The organism is Microbacterium sp. K41 (assembly GCF_004794395.1).
GTDB lineage: Bacteria > Actinomycetota > Actinomycetes > Actinomycetales > Microbacteriaceae > Microbacterium > Microbacterium sufflavum.
In genome coordinates this window covers 14,009-31,873 of sequence record NZ_SSDO01000328.1, presented here as the reverse complement: position 1 = coordinate 31,873, position 17,865 = coordinate 14,009, and the positions used below count along the sequence as shown (strand labels likewise).

General features: G+C 70.1%; 17 protein-coding genes and 1 tRNA gene. 13 read left to right on the top strand and 5 right to left on the bottom strand.

Going from position 1 to position 17,865, the window contains the following annotated elements:
• Positions 1–34 precede the first annotated feature (34 nt).
• Together DW309_RS09585 and DW309_RS09580 are read right to left on the bottom strand one after the other, a co-directional pair.
• A complete protein-coding gene (locus DW309_RS09585; protein WP_136032331.1) occupies positions 35–622 on the bottom strand; it encodes a histidine phosphatase family protein in 588 nt (195 codons plus the stop codon).
• Positions 622–1,458, bottom strand: a complete 837-nt coding sequence (locus DW309_RS09580; protein ID WP_136045239.1) for a Sir2 family NAD-dependent protein deacetylase — start codon at positions 1,456–1,458, stop codon at positions 622–624. The genes DW309_RS09585 and DW309_RS09580 overlap by 1 nt, the downstream gene beginning before the upstream one ends.
• 65 nt (positions 1,459–1,523) lie before the next feature.
• Between DW309_RS09580 and DW309_RS09575 the strand changes: the two genes are divergently transcribed.
• Positions 1,524–2,324, top strand: a complete 801-nt coding sequence (locus tag DW309_RS09575; RefSeq protein WP_136045238.1) for a TrmH family RNA methyltransferase — start codon at positions 1,524–1,526, stop codon at positions 2,322–2,324.
• A gap of 4 nt (positions 2,325–2,328) precedes the next feature.
• Here the strand turns inward: DW309_RS09575 and DW309_RS09570 are convergent, their stop codons facing one another.
• Entirely contained in the window at positions 2,329–3,156 is an 828-nt protein-coding gene (locus DW309_RS09570) for an SGNH/GDSL hydrolase family protein (RefSeq protein ID WP_136032337.1), read from the bottom strand.
• A 146-nt stretch (positions 3,157–3,302) separates the two neighbouring features.
• On the opposite strand from DW309_RS09570, the gene DW309_RS09565 reads away from it, so the two are divergent.
• Entirely contained in the window at positions 3,303–5,045 is a 1,743-nt protein-coding gene (locus DW309_RS09565) for a DEAD/DEAH box helicase (RefSeq protein WP_136032340.1), read from the top strand.
• Between the two features lie 134 nt (positions 5,046–5,179).
• The gene (locus tag DW309_RS09560; RefSeq protein WP_136045237.1) at positions 5,180–6,277 is read left to right on the top strand and encodes a VIT1/CCC1 transporter family protein; all 1,098 of its coding nucleotides are present in this window, start codon (positions 5,180–5,182) and stop codon (positions 6,275–6,277) included.
• 58 nt (positions 6,278–6,335) lie between these two features.
• Here the strand turns inward: DW309_RS09560 and DW309_RS09555 are convergent.
• A tRNA-Leu gene (locus DW309_RS09555) sits at positions 6,336–6,418 on the bottom strand.
• A 113-nt stretch (positions 6,419–6,531) separates the two neighbouring features.
• On the opposite strand from DW309_RS09555, the gene DW309_RS09550 reads away from it, so the two are divergent.
• The gene (locus DW309_RS09550; RefSeq protein WP_136045236.1) at positions 6,532–7,827 is read left to right on the top strand and encodes a M20/M25/M40 family metallo-hydrolase; all 1,296 of its coding nucleotides are present in this window, start codon (positions 6,532–6,534) and stop codon (positions 7,825–7,827) included.
• Positions 7,828–7,874: 47 nt separating this feature from the next.
• Positions 7,875–8,699 carry an undecaprenyl-diphosphate phosphatase gene (locus DW309_RS09545; RefSeq protein WP_136032346.1) on the top strand — a complete coding sequence of 275 codons (825 nt, stop codon included), beginning with the start codon at positions 7,875–7,877 and terminating at the stop codon, positions 8,697–8,699.
• 16 nt (positions 8,700–8,715) lie between these two features.
• Here the strand turns inward: DW309_RS09545 and DW309_RS09540 are convergent, their stop codons facing one another.
• On the bottom strand, positions 8,716–9,564 hold the full coding sequence (locus DW309_RS09540; RefSeq protein ID WP_136045268.1) for a PAC2 family protein: 849 nt from the start codon (positions 9,562–9,564) through the stop codon (positions 8,716–8,718).
• Positions 9,565–9,653: 89 nt separating this feature from the next.
• Between DW309_RS09540 and DW309_RS09535 the strand changes: the two genes are divergently transcribed.
• The 8 genes from DW309_RS09535 to DW309_RS09500 are packed head-to-tail and all read left to right on the top strand — an operon-like array spanning position 9,654 to position 17,828.
• Positions 9,654–10,334 (top strand): HAD family hydrolase, encoded by a 681-nt coding sequence (locus tag DW309_RS09535; RefSeq protein WP_446724697.1) that lies wholly within the window; start codon positions 9,654–9,656, stop codon positions 10,332–10,334.
• Complete coding sequence (locus tag DW309_RS09530; protein WP_136032350.1) at positions 10,331–11,344, top strand: tRNA (adenine-N1)-methyltransferase; 1,014 nt, start codon at positions 10,331–10,333, stop codon at positions 11,342–11,344. The genes DW309_RS09535 and DW309_RS09530 overlap by 4 nt, the downstream gene beginning before the upstream one ends.
• 10 nt (positions 11,345–11,354) lie before the next feature.
• Positions 11,355–12,287 carry an FKBP-type peptidyl-prolyl cis-trans isomerase gene (locus DW309_RS09525; protein ID WP_136045234.1) on the top strand — a complete coding sequence of 311 codons (933 nt, stop codon included), beginning with the start codon at positions 11,355–11,357 and terminating at the stop codon, positions 12,285–12,287.
• The gene (locus DW309_RS09520) at positions 12,287–13,279 is read left to right on the top strand and encodes a helix-turn-helix transcriptional regulator (protein WP_136045233.1); all 993 of its coding nucleotides are present in this window, start codon (positions 12,287–12,289) and stop codon (positions 13,277–13,279) included. The genes DW309_RS09525 and DW309_RS09520 overlap by 1 nt, the downstream gene beginning before the upstream one ends.
• The gene (locus tag DW309_RS09515) at positions 13,276–14,259 is read left to right on the top strand and encodes a helix-turn-helix transcriptional regulator (protein ID WP_136045232.1); all 984 of its coding nucleotides are present in this window, start codon (positions 13,276–13,278) and stop codon (positions 14,257–14,259) included. The genes DW309_RS09520 and DW309_RS09515 overlap by 4 nt, the downstream gene beginning before the upstream one ends.
• Before the next feature lie 45 nt (positions 14,260–14,304).
• Positions 14,305–14,541: a Sec-independent protein translocase subunit TatA gene (gene tatA, locus DW309_RS09510; protein ID WP_136032358.1), complete on the top strand. Its 237-nt coding sequence runs from the start codon at positions 14,305–14,307 to the stop codon at positions 14,539–14,541.
• A gap of 57 nt (positions 14,542–14,598) precedes the next feature.
• Positions 14,599–15,357 (top strand): twin-arginine translocase subunit TatC, encoded by a 759-nt coding sequence (gene tatC, locus DW309_RS09505; RefSeq protein ID WP_136032443.1) that lies wholly within the window; start codon positions 14,599–14,601, stop codon positions 15,355–15,357.
• On the top strand, positions 15,354–17,828 hold the full coding sequence (locus DW309_RS09500; RefSeq protein WP_136045231.1) for a DEAD/DEAH box helicase: 2,475 nt from the start codon (positions 15,354–15,356) through the stop codon (positions 17,826–17,828). The genes tatC and DW309_RS09500 overlap by 4 nt, the downstream gene beginning before the upstream one ends.
• Positions 17,829–17,865 lie beyond the last annotated feature (37 nt).

The following is a 17,865-nucleotide window of genomic DNA, read 5'->3' as shown; positions in this document are numbered from 1 at the left end:
GCGTCATCCACCGCGTGACCGGAGTGCCGGGGCGTCAGAGCACGGGCGACTCGTCGAGCAGTCGCAGGTACCCCGGTGCCGCGACGAAGCGGTGCGCCGAGCCGTTGCCCAGCACGGTGCCCTCGCGGGGGAGCGTGCCGCCGGAGACGTGATCGATCACGGCGCGGATCACTCCGCCGTGCGTGACCACGAGCACCGACTCCGCCTGCGGGGCCGAACGCCGTCGCGCCTCCCTGGCGATGCGGTGCAGGGCCGCGATCGCCCTCACCCCGACGTCGGGCAGCGACTCGGCGCCGGGAACCTCCGCGTGCCAGTCGCCGTACGTCGAGATGTAGTCGGGGACCAGGAGTCCCTCGCCCTCGCCGAACTCCCGCTCGCGCAGGTCGGGGACGACACCGGCGATGTCGAGCCCGAGACGCTGCGCGATGATCTCCGCGGTCTCCCTGGCGCGGGAGAGCGGGCTCGTGTACACGGCGTGGTGCGCGGTCCCGGCGAGCTTCTCGGCGGCCCAGCGTGCGTCCTCGCGCCCGGTGTCGTTGAGGGGGATGTCGGTGGAGCCCTGGATGCGCCTCGCGAGGTTCCAGTCGGTCTGTCCGTGGCGGATGAGGGTGAGGTGGGTCACTACAGCAGCTCCTGGAGGGCGGGAAGGACGTCGCTGGTGCCTGCGGCGAGCGTGGCGTCCGCCCAGGCATCGGCGCGTGTCGGTTCGCGGTTGACGATGATGAGCGGGATCCCCCGGCGTCGGGCGCGGTCGACGAGCCGCACGCCGGAGTTGACGACCAGGGAGGAGCCCGCGACGATCAGGGCCGTGCTGGAGCGCAGCAGGGATTCGGCCGCGCGGAATCGGTCCTGGGGCACGTACTCGCCGAAGAACACCACGTCGGGCTTGAGCATCCCGCCGCACACCGTGCACGCGGGGATCACGAAGCCGTCCGTGCTCTCGGGCAGCACATCGCCATCCGGTGCGAGGGCCACGTTCTCGGGCACGGTGATCCAGGGGTTGAGCTCCTCGATCTGCACGGCGATGTCGCGTCGGTCGAACACCTGTCCGCAGTGCAGGCACAGGACGCGGCGCATGGTGCCGTGGACCTCGATCACGTGCGAGCTGCCGGCACGCAGGTGCAGGCCGTCGACGTTCTGGGTGATGACACCGGACACGGTCCCGGCGGTTTCCATCGCGGCGACGGCCAGGTGTCCCGGGTTGGGGGCGGCCTGTGCGAACGCGCGCCAGCCGAGGTGCCCGCCCACCCAGTACCGCCGTCGGGCGGCCTCGTCACCGAGGTACGTCTGGATCGTCATGGGGTCGCTGCGCGTGCGCGCGCCTTCGCCGCGATAGGCGGGGATGCCCGAGTCGGTCGAGATCCCGGCTCCGGTGAGGAAGGCGATGCGCCGGCCGCGGAGCAGGTCGGCGACCCTGCCGAGGGTGGCCGATGACTCGGCGGTGTTCGACGCGCTCACAGGACCTCCCCGTGCGAGTCTACGGCGCGGCGACGGGGCCGGTCTCGCGCTGGCAGAGTGGAGGGATGCACCTGACGTCCGTGACCGACCTCGACGACCCGCGGCTCGACGACTACCGCGGGTTGACGGATACGGCGCTGCGGGCCGTCACCGAGCCGGCCGAGGGGCTCTACATCGCGGAGACGACGACGGTGATCGAGCGCGCGGTGGCGGCCGGTCACCGCCCGCGCTCCGTGCTCGTCGCCGAACGTCGGGTCGAGGAGATGGCGCGTGTGCTCGGAGAGCTGCCGGTCCCGGTGCTGGTCGTTTCCGACGAACTGGCCGAACGCGTCACGGGCTACGCCGTGCACCGCGGAGCCCTCGCGTCGATGCAGCGCCCCGCCCTCGCCCCGGTCGCCGACGTGATCCGCGGGGCCCGGCTGGTGCTGGTGCTGGAGGGGTTGGGTGACCATGCGAACGTGGGCGCCGCGTTCCGGGCGGCCGCCGGGCTGGGGGCCGACGCGGTGCTGGTCTCGGCGCGCTGTGCCGATCCGCTGTACCGCCGGAGCGTGCGGGTGAGCATGGGAACGGTGTTCCAGGTGCCGTGGACCCGCATGGCCGACCTGGGTGCGGGGATGCGCGACCTCACCGCGCAGGGGTTCGACGTCGCCGCTCTCGCCCTCGACGACGGCGCGGTACCGCTGGATGTCTACGCTGCGGAGCGCCCGGAGCGGGTCGCCCTGCTGATGGGCTCGGAGGGGGACGGTCTGTCGCGGGAGGCGCTGGCAGCGGCAGACACCGTGGTGACGATCCCCATGTCGGGCGGCGTCGACTCGCTCAACGTCGCCTCCGCCGCTGCCGTCGCGCTGTGGGCGCTGCAGAACTGACCGATCAGTCGCGGCCGGGGAGGATCACCGGTCCGGGCTCCGGCCGCTTGGCGGCGATGTTGTCGCCCGAGGACTGATGCCGCAGCCGCCGCAGCACCCACGGCACGAGGTGCTCCCGCGCCCAGCCCAGGTCTTCGGCCCTGGCCGCCCGCCACGTACGGAGGGGGAGCGGCTCGGGCTGCATGGCCTCCAGATCGTTCGGGACGTTGAGGGCGCGCAGCACCATGCGGGCCACCTCGTGATGCCCGAGCGCGTTGTAGTGCAGACGGTCGTCGTCGAAGAATCGCGCGTCCTGCACGACCTTGAGCGCCCACTGGTCGGCGACGATGCAGTCGTGCCGCTCCGCGATCGCGCGCACGTTCTCGTTGTAGATCGCGACCTTGCCGCGGAAGGGTCGGAACACCGGGGTGAACCCGGTGTCGATCCCGGTGAACAGGATGACGGCGGCGCCCGTGGACGACAGGCGCGACACGGCGTCCTCGAGCTGGGCGGCGATCGCGTCCGGGTCGGTGCCGGGGCGGATGACGTCGTTGCCACCCGCGCAGATCGAGATCAGGTCGGGTCGCAGCGCCACGGCCGGCTCCACCTGGTCGGCAACGATCTGGGCGATTAGCTTGCCGCGCACGGCGAGATTGGCGTACGCGAAGTCGTCGACCTGCTGTGCGAGGACCTCGGCGACGCGGTCGGCCCAGCCGCGGTGGGCGCCGGGGTTCACGGGGTCGGGGTCGCCGATGCCCTCGGTGAAGGAGTCGCCGATGGCGACGAACCGTCGCCACGGATGCGGAGTCTCGTTCGGGACGTAGGGGCTCCTGGTCGATTCCTGGTCGCTCATCCGGCTCTCCTTCGCGGGGGCTTGCGGGCGGCAGTCGGCCGCTGCGCAGTGACCGAGCCTACCCGTCGGGGGTTCCGCGGGGGCGGACGCGCGCGGCGATCGCGGCGGATGCCGTGGTGTCCCCGGCAGCGATTATCGTGGAGTCGATGCTCTCTCCCTCCTTCCCTCAGCGCGCCCCGTGGGGAACGGCGAGCAAGCTGCGCGCGTGGCAGCAGGAGGCCCTCGACGCCTACTTCCAGGCCGACCAGCGCGACTTCCTCGTCGCTGCGACCCCGGGCGCCGGCAAGACCACGTTCGCGCTGACGCTCGCGGTGGAGCTCATGCGGATGGGCGAGGTCGACCGGGTGATCGTGGTGGCACCGACGGAGCACCTGAAGACGCAGTGGGCCGATGCGGCGGCCCGGGTGCACATCCGGCTCGACCCGCGGTTCCGCAACAGCCACTGGGCCCCCGCGCGGCACTATCACGGCGTCGTCGTCACGTATGCGCAGGTCGCCGCGAAGTCGTCGATCCATCGCCACCTCACGGAAGACGCGAAGACCCTGGTCATCCTCGACGAGGTGCACCACGGCGGCGACGCGCTGAGCTGGGGCGATGCGATCCGCGACGCGTACGGCCCGGCGAAGCGGCGGCTGCTGCTCTCGGGTACCCCGTTCCGCAGCGACACCGCGCCGATCCCGTTCGTGGAGTATCTGCCCGACGAGACGGGTGCCCGCGTGTCCAGCACCGACTACGCGTACGGCTATGGGCGTGCTCTCGCCGACGGTGTCGTCCGTCCGGTCCTGTTCCACATGTACGCGGGCAAGATGCGCTGGCGCACGAGCGCGGGCGACGAGCTGGAGACCCATCTCGGTCAGGACAACACGAAAGACGTCACGTCGCAGGCATGGCGCACGGCCCTCGACCCCGAGGGCGACTGGATGCCGGCCGTGCTCTCCGCCGCAGACCGTCGCCTCACCGAGATCCGCCATCACGTGCCGGACGCGGGCGGGCTCGTGCTGGCGACCGATCAGACCGTGGCCAGGGCGTACGCGAAGATCCTCCACAGCATCACGCGCGAGCAGCCCACGATCGTGCTGTCCGACGATGCCACGGCGTCGGAGCGCATCGAGAAGTTCTCCGCCGGCACCCAGCGCTGGATGGTCGCCGTGCGCATGGTGTCCGAGGGCGTGGACGTGCCGCGGCTCGCGGTGGGCGTGTACGCCACCTCGTCGTCGACCCCGCTGTTCTTCGCGCAGGCGATCGGCCGGTTCGTGCGGGCCCGACGCCGGGGCGAGGCGGCCAGCGTGTTCCTGCCCCACGTGCCCGTGCTGATGAAGCTCGCGAACGAGATGGAGAAGCAGCGCGATCACGCGCTCGACCGCGGCTCGAAAGACGAGGACGGTCTCGACGACTCGCTCCTGGAGAGTGCGAACCGCGAGGAGGAGACCTCCGACGCACTCACCCAGGAGTTCAGCTACCAGGCCATCTCGTCCGTCGCGCACTTCGATCGCGTCGTGTTCGAGGGCAAGGAGTTCGGTCAGCTCGCGGAGCCGAACACGCCGGAGGAGGAGGAGTTCATCGGCTTCCCCGGTCTGCTCGAGCCCGAGCACGTGCACGAGCTCCTGATGCAGCGCCAGGCGCGACAGTCCCGGCACCGGGAGGTGCGCGAGGCCGCGGAGCCGGCGACGGCCACCACGACGCTTCCCGCGCCGCTCCACCGCACCCTCCGCGAGCAGAGGCAGCTGCTGAACAGCCTGGTCGGGTTGTACGCGCGCCAGTCGGGACAACCGCACGGCGCCGTGCACGCCGAGCTCCGGCGCATCTGCGGGGGGCCGGCGGTCGCGCAGGCCACGGTCACTCAGCTGCAGTCGCGCATCGAGGTCCTCCGCAAGCGCGTCCGCTCCTGACCGGGATCACCACCGCGTCTGCTTCGGATCCCCGAAATGCTGGCAATCGGTGCCAGGACGCGGTTGCGCGCTCCGCTCGCGGATAGCGTGGAACGGTTGCCCGCGCATCGGGCACGCTGATTCCTGGAGGACCCATGACTGCCCCTGCCGCCGCGGATTCGACGGCCTCTGACCGCCGCCGATGGGCCCGCTACCTCGTGGAGGAGCGCGCCGAGGGAGCCGTGTACAGCCGCCTCGCCGCCCGTCGGACGGGGGAGGAGCGCGCGATCCTGCTGGGACTGGCCGAGGCCGAACGCCGGCACGAGAAGCACTGGCTCGATCTGCTCGGCGGTGAACCGCGGCGGCTTCCGAGGGCGGGCCTGCGCTCGCGTCTTCTCGGCTGGATGGCGGGACGGTTCGGGTCGATCTTCGTCCTCGCGCTGGCGCAGAGTGCCGAGGCTCGGTCGCCGTACGATGCCGAGCGCTGGGCGACCCCTGCGATGCGCGCTGACGAGAAGGTCCACCACGAGGTCGTGCGCGGCCTGGCGGCGCGCGGACGGCGACGGCTCTCCGGCTCCTTCCGTGCGGCGGTGTTCGGCGCCAACGACGGTCTCGTGAGCAATCTCGCCCTCGTGCTCGGCATCGGGGCGACCGGGGTGAGCTCGGGCTTCGTCCTGTTCAGCGGGATCGCCGGCCTGCTGGCCGGGGCGCTGTCGATGGGTGCGGGCGAGTTCGTGTCGGTGCGGTCGCAGCGCGAGCTGCTCGCGGCGACGGAGGCCAATGAGGACGCCGCGGCCGCCGCCGCCGACCTCGACATCGACGAGAACGAACTGGCCCTCGTGTACCGCGCCCGCGGGATGGATCAGACGGAGTCGCTCGCCCGGGCTCGTCGGATCGTGTCGGCCGCCCAGGAGGGCGTGCGTCGGGCGGCCACGGGTCCGGTCGCGGTCCAGGGGGCCGACGACCACGAGATCGTCGGCAGCGACTGGACGGCGGCCATCTCGAGCTTCCTGCTGTTCGCGTCCGGAGCGATCGTGCCCGTCCTCCCGTGGATCTTCGGGCTCGAGGGGCCGACGGCGATCATCGTCGCCCTCGTCCTGGTCGGCGTCGCGCTGCTGAGCACGGGAGCCATGGTCGGGGTGCTGTCGGGCGGGCCGCCCCTGCGCCGCGCCCTGCGTCAGCTCGCGATCGGCTTCGGAGCCGCGGCGATCACCTATGCGCTGGGCCTGCTGTTCGGCGTGGGTGCCGTCTGACGGCGAGGCGGTACGACGAAGGCCCCGGATCCGTGGGGATCCGGGGCCTTCGTGTCTGTGCGCGGAGGGGGACTTGAACCCCCACGCCCTATCGGGCACTAGCACCTCAAGCTAGCGCGTCTACCATTCCGCCACCCGCGCAGGTGTGGGATGTGTCGTTGCCGACCGAAGAATGACATTAGCACGTTCTGAAGGGGCGATCGAACTGGGCGCGACGCCCGGGCGTGGCACGCTGTTTCGATAGCCTGGGACGCATGACCGATCCCTCGCTGCCCGAGGTCGCGCGCGTCGCGAGCGACCTCATCCGCTTCGACACATCCAACTACGGAGGCGGAAACGCGAAGGGGGAGCGGGAGGCCGCGGAGTACGTCGGCGCCTATCTGGAGGCGCTCGGGCTGCCGGTCGAGTACTACGAGCCGGTGCCGCGACGCACGAACGTCATGGCGAGGGTGCGGGGACGCGATGCGAGCAAGCCCGCCCTCGTGGTCCACGGTCACCTCGACGTCGTACCGGCGGTCGCCGAGGACTGGAGCGTCGATCCGTTCGCCGGGATCGTGCGCGACGGCATGCTGTGGGGCCGAGGCGCGGTCGACATGAAGAACATGGACGCGATGATCCTCACGTCGGTCGCCGACATCCTCCGCGCGGGGGAGCAGCCGGAGCGCGATCTCGTGCTCGCGTTCTTCGCCGACGAGGAGAACGGTGGTGTCGAGGGGTCGGCGCTCGTGGTCAAGGATCGCCCGGAGTGGTTCGCCGGGGCGACCGACGCGATCAGCGAGGTGGGCGGGTACTCCATCTCGGTCGACGATCGCCGGGCCTATCTCCTGCAGGTGGGCGAGAAGGCGCTGATCTGGATCCGGCTGGTCGCCACCGGTCGCGCGGGCCACGGCAGTCGTCTGCATGAGGAGAACGCGGTGACCAGGCTCGCCGAGGCCGTCGCCGCGATCGGCCGCACGCGCTGGCCCATCCGACTGACCCCCACCACGACGGCGCTCCTGGAGGGCCTCAGCGCGCTCAGCGGGCGCAGCGTCGACGACCCGGACGCGCTGGCGGCGGCCGCGGGCCCGGCGGAGGCCTTCCTGCGCTCCACGTTCCGCACCACCACCAATCCCACCGTGCTCGCCGCGGGATACAAGCACAACGTGATCCCCGAGCGTGCGGAGGCGCTGATCGACGTGCGCGTGATCCCCGGCACCGAGGACGACGTGCTCGCCGAGCTCCAGCAGATCGTGGGCGACGACATCCGCATCGAGACGGTGGTGCGCGACATCGGCATGGAGACGGCGTTCTCCGGCGACCTGGTCGACGCGATGGTCGCGGCTCTCGGACGCCACGATCCGGGCGTTCCCGTCATCCCCTACCTGCTCGGCGCCGGGACCGACAACAAAGCGCTGGCGGCTCTCGGCATCACCGGGTACGGCTTCGCACCGCTGCGACTGCCCGCCGACCTGGATTTCACGGGCATGTTCCATGGAGTCGACGAGCGGGTGCCCGTAGACTCTCTTGTCTTCGGTCAGCGGGTGCTGACCGATCTGCTGCGCACGTACTGAGTGACGCTCGCGCCCTCCGTGCCCTCCCGAGATCTGAAGGCCCTGCCATGCATCTGTTCGAAGCGCTCATCCTGGGGATCGTCCAGGGACTGACCGAGTTCCTCCCGATCTCATCGAGTGCGCATCTGCGCATCCTCGGGACCTTCCTGCCGTCGGGGGAGGACCCGGGTGCGGCGTTCACCGCCATCACGCAGATCGGCACCGAGGCCGCCGTCGTCGTGTTCTTCTGGCGCGACATCGTCCGCATCGTGTCCCAGTGGTTCCGCTCGCTCACCGGCGCGGTGCCGCGTAACGACCCGGATGCGCGCATGGGGTGGCTGATCATCATCGGCAGCGTTCCGATCGTCGTGCTCGGTCTGCTGTTCCAGGACCAGATCGAGACGGTGTTCCGTTCGCTGTGGCTCGTGGCGATCATGCTCATCCTGTTCGGCATCCTGCTCGGAATCGCCGACTACGTGGGCGCCAAGCGGCGCAAGCTCGGCGATCTGACGTATCCGCACGGCATCGCGTTCGGTTTCGCGCAGGCTCTCGCGCTGATCCCCGGCGTCTCGCGGTCGGGCGGCACGATCACGATGGGGCTGTTCCTGGGCTACGAGCGGGCGGCTGCTGCGCGCTATGCCTTCCTGCTCGCGATCCCCGCCGTCTTCGGCAGCGGCTTCTACCAGGTGTTCAAGAGCTGGGGCGAGCCGTCGTTCTTCTCCTTCGGCGACACGCTCGCGGCGACCGGTGTCGCCTTCGTGGTGGCGCTCGGAGTGATCGCGTTCTTCATGAGCTGGATCTCGAAGCGCAGCTTCCTGCCGTTCGTGATCTACCGCATCCTGCTCGGCACCGTGCTGCTCGTGCTGCTGGGTATGGGCGTCATCCCCGCCTGAGCGCGGCGCGTCCCCGTCAGCGCTTGCGGTCGCCCGGTCCGTCGTCGCGGCGGCGCAGGTAGCGTTCGAACGCCTGGGCGATCGCGTCGCCGGAGGCATCGGGCGAGTCCCAGGTGTCGCGCGTGCGCTCCAGCTGACGGATGTATTCGGCCATCTCCTCGTCCTCGGATGCCGCAGCGTCGATCGACGCCTCCCATGCGGCTGCCTCGGTGCGCAGGTGCCGGCGGTCGATGTCGACACCGGTGAGCTCCTCGAGTCGATCGAGGAGGGCGAGCGTCACCTTCGGCGAGGGGGCGGCAGAGGCGACGTAGTGGGGCACGCTGGCCCAGAGGCTGACCGAGGGGATCCCGGCGTTCTCCGCGAAGTGCTCGAACACCGTGAGGATGCCGACGGGACCTTCGTACACCGATCGCTCGAGGCCGTGCGCCTCACGCACCTGGTCGTTCTGGCTCGAGGCGAAGATCGAGATGGGTCGGGTGTGCGGCACGTCCGACAGCATCGCGCCGAGGGTCACGAAACCGGTGACGTCGTCGCGCAGCGCGACGTCGATGAACTCCGAGGCGAACGCCTGCCAGGTGCGGGCGGGCTCGGCGCCGGTGAGCAGCCAGAACTCCGGGCCGGGCCCGGGGTTCCGCGGACGCCAGAGCCCGGCCTCCGGCCAGGTGAGCTGACGGCGCCCCTCCGCATCCATGCGAGTGGCGGGACGCGTGTACTGGTAGTCGAAGTACAGCTCGGGGTCGACGGAATGCACGAGGTCGTAGTCGCCGGACGACTGCAGCGCCGCGATCGCGCCGCTGGCCGCTTCGCCCGCATCGTTCCAGCCGTCGAACGCGGCGATGACGATGCGGGGACCGAGGACATCCACCATGTGCTCCCATCGGGTTCGCGGTTCCGGTCACCCCAGGCTAGCCCGCGACGGCGGGATGTGGGCCGCGCCCGGCTAGCATGGGTTCAGTGAGCAGCAAGCCCCGCGCGGTCCTCTGGGACATGGATGGAACACTCGTCGACACCGAGCCTTACTGGATGGCGGCCGAGACCGCGCTGGTCGAGTCGTTCGGAGGGACCTGGACGCACGAAGACGCCCTGCGGCTCGTCGGCAGCGGGCTCCTCGACAGTGCGATCATCCTGCAGGACGCGGGCGTCGACTTGGAGCCGGAGGCGATCGTCTCGCACCTCACCGACGCCGTGCAGCAGGCGTTGCGCACGCAGGGGGTGCCGTTCCGCCCCGGGGCTCGCGAGCTGCTGCGCGACCTGCGCGCCGCCGACATCCGCACGGGCCTGGTCACGATGTCGCTGCGCCGGATGGCCCTGGACGTGGTGGACCTGATCGACTTCGAGGCCTTCGACGTCGTCGTCGCCGGCGACGACGTGGACAATCCCAAGCCCCACCCTGAGCCGTATCTGCAGGCCGCTGCGCTGCTGGATGTCGACATCGCGGAGGTCGTGGTGATCGAGGACTCCCCGACGGGGCTGCGAGCGGGTCTCGCGTCGGGGGCGCTCACGCTGGGGGTGCCGCACATCGTGCCGCTCGACGGCCTCGGCGCCCACCAACTCTGGCCCACACTGCACCTCCGCGGTGCCGCGGACATCGCCGAGCTGTTCGGCGCGCACACGACCACGGAGGCGACCCGATGACGGCGACCCAGCGACCGAGCGGTCCGTTCCGCGAGGGCGACCGCGTTCAGCTCACCGGCCCGAAGGGGCGCCTGCACACGGTCACGCTGCGCGAGGACGGCGAGCTGCATACGCACCACGGCGTGCTGCGGCACCGCGACCTGATCGGGCTTCCCGACGGCTCCGTCGTGGCGAACAGCTCCGGGCACGAGTATCTGGCCCTGCGCCCCCTGCTGCGCGACTTCGCGATGTCGATGCCGCGCGGTGCGGCGATCGTCTACCCGAAGGATGCAGCGCAGATCGTGATGCAGGCGGACGTCTTCCCCGGGGCGACGGTGGTCGAGGCGGGCGTCGGCTCCGGCGCGCTGTCCCTGTCGCTGTTGCGCGCGATCGGACCCGCCGGGACCCTGATCTCGTTCGAGCGGCGCGAGGAGTTCGCCGACGTGGCCCGCAGCAATGTGGAGACGTTCTTCGGCGAGACCCCCGACACCTGGCGAGTGGTGGTGGGCGATCTCGTCGAGGCCCTGCCCGCCGAGGTCGAGGCCGGTTCCGTCGACCGGGTCGTCCTCGACATGCTCGCTCCGTGGGAGTGCATCGACGCGGTGGCCGACGCGCTCACACCGGGCGGCGTGGTGCTCTGCTACATCGCGACCGCGACCCAGCTCTCGAGGGTTGCGGAGTACATCCGCGGAACCGGTCTGTTCACCGATCCCGATGCGTCGGAGACCATGGTGCGCGGTTGGCACGTCGAGGGGCTCGCGGTGCGACCGGATCACCGGATGGTGGCGCACACCGGCTTCCTCCTCACGGCCCGCCGGCTCGCGCCCGGCGCGGTCGCGCCGTCGGTCAAGCGGCGCGCGTCGAAGAGCAGCTACAGCGACGCCGACGTCGAGCTGTGGACGCCGGGGGCCGTCGGCGACCGCGAGATCACGGACAAGAACCTCCGCAAGCGGGCTCGCGAGGCGGGAAAGGCCGCCGAAGGCGCGCGCCAGGCCGCCGCGTCGCGCGAATCCGGGCAGTCGACGGAATAGACTGGAGCGCGTGCGTAAAACGTCCGCCGTTCTGGCCACCCTCAGTCTCGCCGCCCTCGCTCTGACCGGGTGCAGCGTGACCGCGTCTTCCGCCGACGCCTCGTGCGATCGCACGGGCCACGCGAACGGCATCGGCGACGCCGTGACTGTCGACGGAGAGGTCGGCTCCACGCCCGACGTCGACATCTTCAGTCCCCTCCGCCTGACCGAGACGTCGTTCACCGACGCGGTGACCGGAGACGGCCGTCGCATCGTCGACGAAGCGCAGCTGATCATCGTGCAGCTCTCGATCTACAGCGGCGAGACGGGTGAGAAGGTGTTCGCCACGTCCTACGACAGCGACAGCACGCGCGCGTCCAGCATCGAGTCGTGGGCCTCGCAGGCGCCCGGCCTTGCCGACGTCCTCGAGTGCGCGACCGCCGGAAGCCGCGTCGTGGCCGGGCTCACGCCCGACGACTTCGGTGCCGCGAATCTCAAGGGCTTCGGCATGGCGGAGGACGACGTCGCCGTCTTCGTGGTCGACGTCGTTGATGCGTTCCACCCGCGCGCCGAGGGCTCGCTGCAGTTCAACGACGCGCAGGGCATGCCGACCGTGGTCCGTGCTCCCGACGGCACTCCCGGCGTGATCATCCCGGACAGCGCCGCACCGAAGAAGCAGGTCGTGCAGACGCTCATCCTCGGTGACGGAGAGAAGGTCACGAAGGACGACTCTCCGCTCGTTCACTTCACGGCCGTGGGCTGGGACGACAAGAAGGTCATCCAGAGCTCCTGGGGCCAGCAGGCCGTCGATCAGATGGCGCAGATCGCACCCCCCGTGGCTGAGGCCCTCGTGGGGCACCCGGTCGGCTCGCAGGTGCTCGTCGTGCTCCCGAAGACCGAGAACTCCGTCGCGATGGCCGTCGTGGTGGACATCCTCGGCATCGCCCCCTCAGCCGCTCCGTGATGGCCGCCCGGATCCCTGCCGAAGAGCGCCTGACGAACCTCGTCGTGGCGCTGATGGCGACGGAGATCGGGCTGACGAAGCAGCAGATCCTCGACAACGTCTCGGGGTATCGGCAGCGGGCGGACGCGGGTACGCGCTCCGATGCCCTGGAGAAGATGTTCGAGCGCGACAAGGACGAGCTCCGGTCGCTCGGCGTGCCGATCGAGACGATCGGCGATGCTGCCGACCCGAACGATCTCCGGGAGGCGCGGTACCGCATCCCCCAAGCGGAGTACGACCTGCCGAGCGACATCGAGTTCACCGCGGCGGAGCTCGCGGTGCTGCGCCTGGCGGGAAGCGTGTGGAGTGCGGAGTCGGTCTCGGGCGACGCCCAGTCGGGCGTGCGCAAGATCCGCGCTCTCGGTATCGACGGCGATGAGCCGATCATCGGCTTCGCTCCGCGCATCACCGCACGGGACGCGGCCTTCTCGCCGCTGCAGGACGCGATCGAGCGCAGCCGTGTGGTGTCGTTCGACTATCTGAAGCCCGGGGAGGATGCGCCGCGTCGTCGCCGCGTCCGGCCGCTGGCACTGGTGGACTATGAGGCGCGCTGGCACGTCTACGGGGTCGATGTGGATGTGGAGGAGGACCGCACCTTCCTGCTGAGCCGCATCGTGGGCGACGTGGCGGTGAGCGCGACGTCGTTCGACCCCGCCCTGCGCGAGGGAGCGGGGGAGCGCGCGCTGAGCGGACTCGAGCAGGTCGCGGCGGCGAACTCCGCGCTTATGGAGGTGACTCCGGGCACCGAGGCCGCGCTGAGGCTCGGACGACGCGCGACCGCGGCCGCGCAGGGCATCCGCGTGCCATTCGTGGACCTGCACATCCTCGCCGACGAGCTGGCCTCGTACGGTCCCGAGGTACGGGTGGTCGAGCCTGCCCCGCTGCGTGACGCCGTGGTCGCCCGGTTGTCCGCTGTCGTGGATGCGCACACCGACACGGGGGCACGCGCATGAGCCCGCAGCAGAAGCCGCTCCTTGCCGCTGATCGCGTACGCCTGTACCTGACACTCGTTCCCTACCTGCTCGAGCACGGGCAGGTATCTCTCGCGGAGGCCGCGGAGGAGTTCGGCGTCACGCCGCGCGAGATGCGCGCGATGGTCGAGAAGCTCACCGTGATCGGATTGCCGGGCGAGGCCGGATTCTGGCAGCAGCCTCAGGAGATGTTCGACATCAACTGGGACCTGCTCGAGCTGGAGGACGTCATCGAGATCACGAACGACGTCGCGCTGCGCCGGGTTCCGCGGTTCACCGCCCGGGAGGCCGCCGCGCTCCTGGCCGGGCTGCAGATGGTGGCGGCCGTTCCGGCGGTCTCCGACTCGGGTCTCGTCGCCGGTCTGATCTCGAAGCTCTCCCGCGGTGCGGCCGATGCCCCCGCCGATGTCGTCGTGGCGCCGAGCGCCGTCGACGAGGTCCGTTCCGTGGTGTCGCGCGGGCTGCAGCAGGGCGTCGCCGTCTCGTTCACCTACCAGGCGCCTGACTCGGCTCCGACCACGCGCACCGTCGATCCCGTCCAGATCCTGATCACGAACGGGCAGTGGTACCTGCAGGGATGGTGCCACATGCGCGAAGCGATGCGTACCTTTCACCTGGATCGGGTGAGCGAGCCGACGCTGACCGACATCCCCAGTACCCACGGCGGTGACCAGGTTCCCGAGGCGTTCGCCGGCCTGGAGGACGAAGGCGAGGTCACGGTGCGCGTGCCGGAGCGGCTCGCCCCGCTGCTCAGCGGGTTCCTGCCGGCGGAAGCGATGGAGCCCGCGAACGGCGTCGTGACGGCCCGTCTGCATCTGGCGGACCCGCGCGGCATCAAGCGCCTCGCGGCCAGGTTCGGCGGAGCGATGGAAGTCCGGGAGCCGGGAGTCGCTCGGTCGGCGACGCGTGAGTGGGCGGAGGCGGGACTCGCGCTGTACCACCAGCCCGATACGCAGGATTGATCTGTAGACTGGGGACGAAAGCCCCCCGACGACGGGAATGTCGATATGTTCGCTGGAATGCAAGGCTGGCACCTGCTGATCGTGCTCGCCGTCATCCTCCTTCTCTTCGGCGCTGCCAAGCTGCCGGCGCTCGCGAAGAGCATGGGGCAGTCCGCCCGCGTGTTCAAGGGTGAGATGAAGGCGATGAAGGAAGAAGATGCGACGCGCGCCGAGTCCGCCGTCGCTGAGCCCACCTCGGTGAAGGACACGGGCGCCGAACCTGAGACTCCGCCTCGCGCCTGACCGGCCGTGGCAGCCATCGAACCGACCGTGAAGGCGAAGGCCGACCGGGATCGGCGGATGTCGCTCGGCGCGCATCTCGTCGAGCTGCGGAAGCGTCTCATGTACGCTGCCCTCGCGCTGGTGGTCGGCATGGTGATCGCGTTCATCGTCGCGGACCCGGTCATCCACTTCATCACGGAGCCCATCCGGATCATCACCGAGAAACGCGGCGACGATTTCAGCGCGCTGAACTTTGGCACGGTGACCGCGGCCTTCGACATGCGCATGCGCATCGCCTTCTCGATCGGGCTGTTCCTGTCCGCGCCCATCTGGCTGTGGCAGGTCTGGGCGTTCATCATGCCGGGGCTCACGCGCAAGGAGATCAAGTACACGGTCGGCTTCGTGCTCGCCGCGGTTCCGCTCTTCTTCGCCGGCTGCTACCTCGGCGTCATGATCATGCCGCACGTGATCGAACTCATGTGGAGCTTCACCCCCGAGGGCGGGACGAACTTCTACTACGCGCAGGAGTACTACGACTTCGTCTTCAAGCTGATGATCGTGATCGGGGTGTCGTTCGTGCTCCCGGTGTTCCTGGTCGCGCTGAACCTGGCCGGCGTCATGTCGGGTCGCGCCATCCTCAAGGGTTGGCGAGTCGCGGTCCTCATCGCGACGATCTTCGCCGCCCTCGCGACTCCCGCCGCCGACGTCGTGAGCATGCTGATGCTCGCCGGGATCCTCATCGTGCTGTTCTTCGCCGCCGCGGGACTCTCTCTGCTCTTCGATCGGCGTAAACGGAAGAGGGATGCGGCCGCCGGCATCGTCCCTGACGCCGTATGAGTTCTCCGTCCGACCGTTACGCGCAGGCGCAGGACGCGGCGAGCCATCCGCAGACCGTCGCCTTCGCCGCGCGCCAGCGATTCCAGCTCGATCCGTTCCAGGTGGCCGGGTGTCACGCCCTGGAGAACGGGCGCAGCGTGCTGGTCGCGGCGCCGACCGGGGCGGGCAAGACGATCGTCGGTGAGTTCGCGATCCACCTCGCGATGCAGAGCCCGACGGACAAGGCGTTCTACACGACGCCGATGAAGGCTCTGTCGAACCAGAAGTTCCGCGAGCTCGTCGACGTCTACGGCCCCGACGAGGTCGGGTTGCTCACCGGCGACACGAACATCAACGGCAACGCCCGCATCGTCGTGATGACGACCGAGGTGCTGCGGAACATGATCTACGCGGACTCCGCCGCGCTCCGCGACCTGCGCTACGTCGTGATGGATGAGGTGCACTACCTGGCCGACCGGTTCCGCGGAGCCGTGTGGGAGGAAGTGATCATCCACCTGCCCCCGCGCGTGCGTCTGGTCTCCCTCAGCGCGACGGTGTCGAATGCGGAGGAGTTCGGCGACTGGCTCGACACGGTGCGGGGCGACACGGAGGTGATCGTGTCCGAGGTGCGGCCGGTGCCCCTGGAGCAGCACGTGCTCGTGCGCGACGACCTGCTTCCGCTGTTCGACGACAGGGCGGGTCTCGCGACGGCCCAGGTCAACCAGGAGCTCATGCGGATCCGCTCCTTCACGGGCTCGACGTACGAGGCGAATCGGCAGGCGCAGTCGTATCGCAGCAACCGTCACGCTGGACGGCAGGCGCAGCGCCCGCCTCGCGGCGGACGACGCCCGGTGCGCTCGGCCAACGCGCGTCGCATCGAGCGGATGGATCGCCCGGATGTGGTCGAGCTCCTGGAGCGGTCGAGTCTCCTTCCCGCCATCTTCTTCATCTTCAGCCGTGTCGGCTGCGATGCCGCCGTGCAGCAGGTCCGGCGCGCGGGCCTCCGCCTCACCTCGAACGAGGAGCGGGCCGAGATCCGCGCCATCGTCGAGGAGCGCACGCGCACCCTGCAGGACGAGGATCTCGGTGTGCTCGGCTACTGGGAGTGGCTCGACAACCTCGAGCGCGGCGTGGCCGCCCATCACGCCGGTCTGCTTCCGGCGTTCAAGGAGGTCGTCGAGGAACTGTTCCAGCGCAAGCTCGTGAAGGTCGTGTTCGCGACCGAGACGCTCGCTCTCGGCATCAACATGCCGGCCCGGACCGTCGTGCTGGAGAAGATGGAGAAGTTCAACGGCGAGGCGCGTGTCGCGATCTCGTCCGGCGAGTACACGCAGCTCACCGGGCGGGCGGGTCGCCGGGGGATCGACGTGGAGGGCCACGCGGTCGTGCAGTGGACCGAGGGCATGGATCCGCAGGCCGTGGCCGCCCTCGCCTCCCGACGCACGTATCCGTTGAACTCCAGCTTCCGGCCGACCTACAACATGGCCGTCAACCTGATCGACATGTTCGGGAAGGGCAGGGCGCGGCAGATCCTGGAGTCGTCGTTCGCGCAGTTCCAGGCCGATCGCGCCGTCGTCGGCCTGGCGCGCCAGGTGCGTGAGGCGGAGGAGTCTCTTGCCGGTTATCGCTCCGCCATGGCCTGCGAGCACGGCGACTTCCCCGAGTACGCCGCGATCCGCCGTGAGCTCAGCGACCTGGAGAAGAAGAACCGGCAGGACGCGAACGCGCCGCGTGCCGCACGGGACAAGCGGATGAAGCGCATCCAGTCGTTGCGCACGCAGATGCAGCGACATCCCTGCCACCGCTGTCCGGATCGCGAGGCGCACGCGCGGTGGGCCGAACGCTACTGGAAGCTCAAGAGGCAGACCGATCGCACGCGCCGCCAGATCGAGAACCGCACCGGGACCGTCGCGCGGGTGTTCGATCGCGTGGTGGAGGTGCTGGAGACACTCGACTACCTCCGCCGAGACGACGACGAGACCCTGCTGACGGAGGCCGGCCGCACCATGCGGCGGATCTACGGGGAGCGTGACCTCCTGGTCGCCGAGTCGCTGCGTCAGGACCTCTGGAAGAGCCTGGACGCTCCGTCTCTCGCCGCCATGGCCTGCTGCCTCGTGTACGAGCCGCGGCGGGACGAGTCGAACACGGGGGAGCGAGGTCTGCCCCGGGGGCCGTTCCGCGCCGCGTACGACCGGACGACAGCCCTCTGGGCCGAGCTGGACGACCTCGAGCGGGATCACCAGCTGCCCGGCAGCGAGCCCCTGGCCGCCGGCCTTGCGGGGGCGATGCACACCTGGGCGCGTGGGGGTGCGCTCGACCGCGTCCTGATCGACGCCGACATGGCCGCCGGAGACTTCGTCCGCTGGGCGAAGCAGACGATCGACCTGCTGGACCAGCTCTCGATCGTCGCCGAAGACCCCGCTCTCGCGCGCACCGCTCGGCTCGCCCTCGACGGCGTGCGGCGGGGCATCGTCGCCTACTCGTCGATGTGAGGGTGAGCGCCGTGACCGATCCGTCCGTCCCCGTCCG

Bases quoted from the DNA above. Each gene is read 5' to 3' on its own strand.
- DW309_RS09575 (WP_136045238.1), top strand. From the start codon at position 1,524: ATGCACCTGACGTCCGTGACCGACCTCGACGACCCGCGGCTCGACGAC.
- DW309_RS09570 (WP_136032337.1), bottom strand. From the start codon at position 3,156: ATGAGCGACCAGGAATCGACCAGGAGCCCCTACGTCCCGAACGAGACT.
- DW309_RS09565 (WP_136032340.1), top strand. From the start codon at position 3,303: ATGCTCTCTCCCTCCTTCCCTCAGCGCGCCCCGTGGGGAACGGCGAGC.
- DW309_RS09560 (WP_136045237.1), top strand. From the start codon at position 5,180: ATGACTGCCCCTGCCGCCGCGGATTCGACGGCCTCTGACCGCCGCCGA.
- DW309_RS09550 (WP_136045236.1), top strand. From the start codon at position 6,532: ATGACCGATCCCTCGCTGCCCGAGGTCGCGCGCGTCGCGAGCGACCTC.
- DW309_RS09545 (WP_136032346.1), top strand. From the start codon at position 7,875: ATGCATCTGTTCGAAGCGCTCATCCTGGGGATCGTCCAGGGACTGACC.
- DW309_RS09530 (WP_136032350.1), top strand. From the start codon at position 10,331: ATGACGGCGACCCAGCGACCGAGCGGTCCGTTCCGCGAGGGCGACCGC.
- DW309_RS09520 (WP_136045233.1), top strand. From the start codon at position 12,287: ATGGCCGCCCGGATCCCTGCCGAAGAGCGCCTGACGAACCTCGTCGTG.
- DW309_RS09515 (WP_136045232.1), top strand. From the start codon at position 13,276: ATGAGCCCGCAGCAGAAGCCGCTCCTTGCCGCTGATCGCGTACGCCTG.
- tatA (WP_136032358.1), top strand. From the start codon at position 14,305: ATGTTCGCTGGAATGCAAGGCTGGCACCTGCTGATCGTGCTCGCCGTC.
- tatC (WP_136032443.1), top strand. From the start codon at position 14,599: ATGTCGCTCGGCGCGCATCTCGTCGAGCTGCGGAAGCGTCTCATGTAC.
- DW309_RS09500 (WP_136045231.1), top strand. From the start codon at position 15,354: ATGAGTTCTCCGTCCGACCGTTACGCGCAGGCGCAGGACGCGGCGAGC.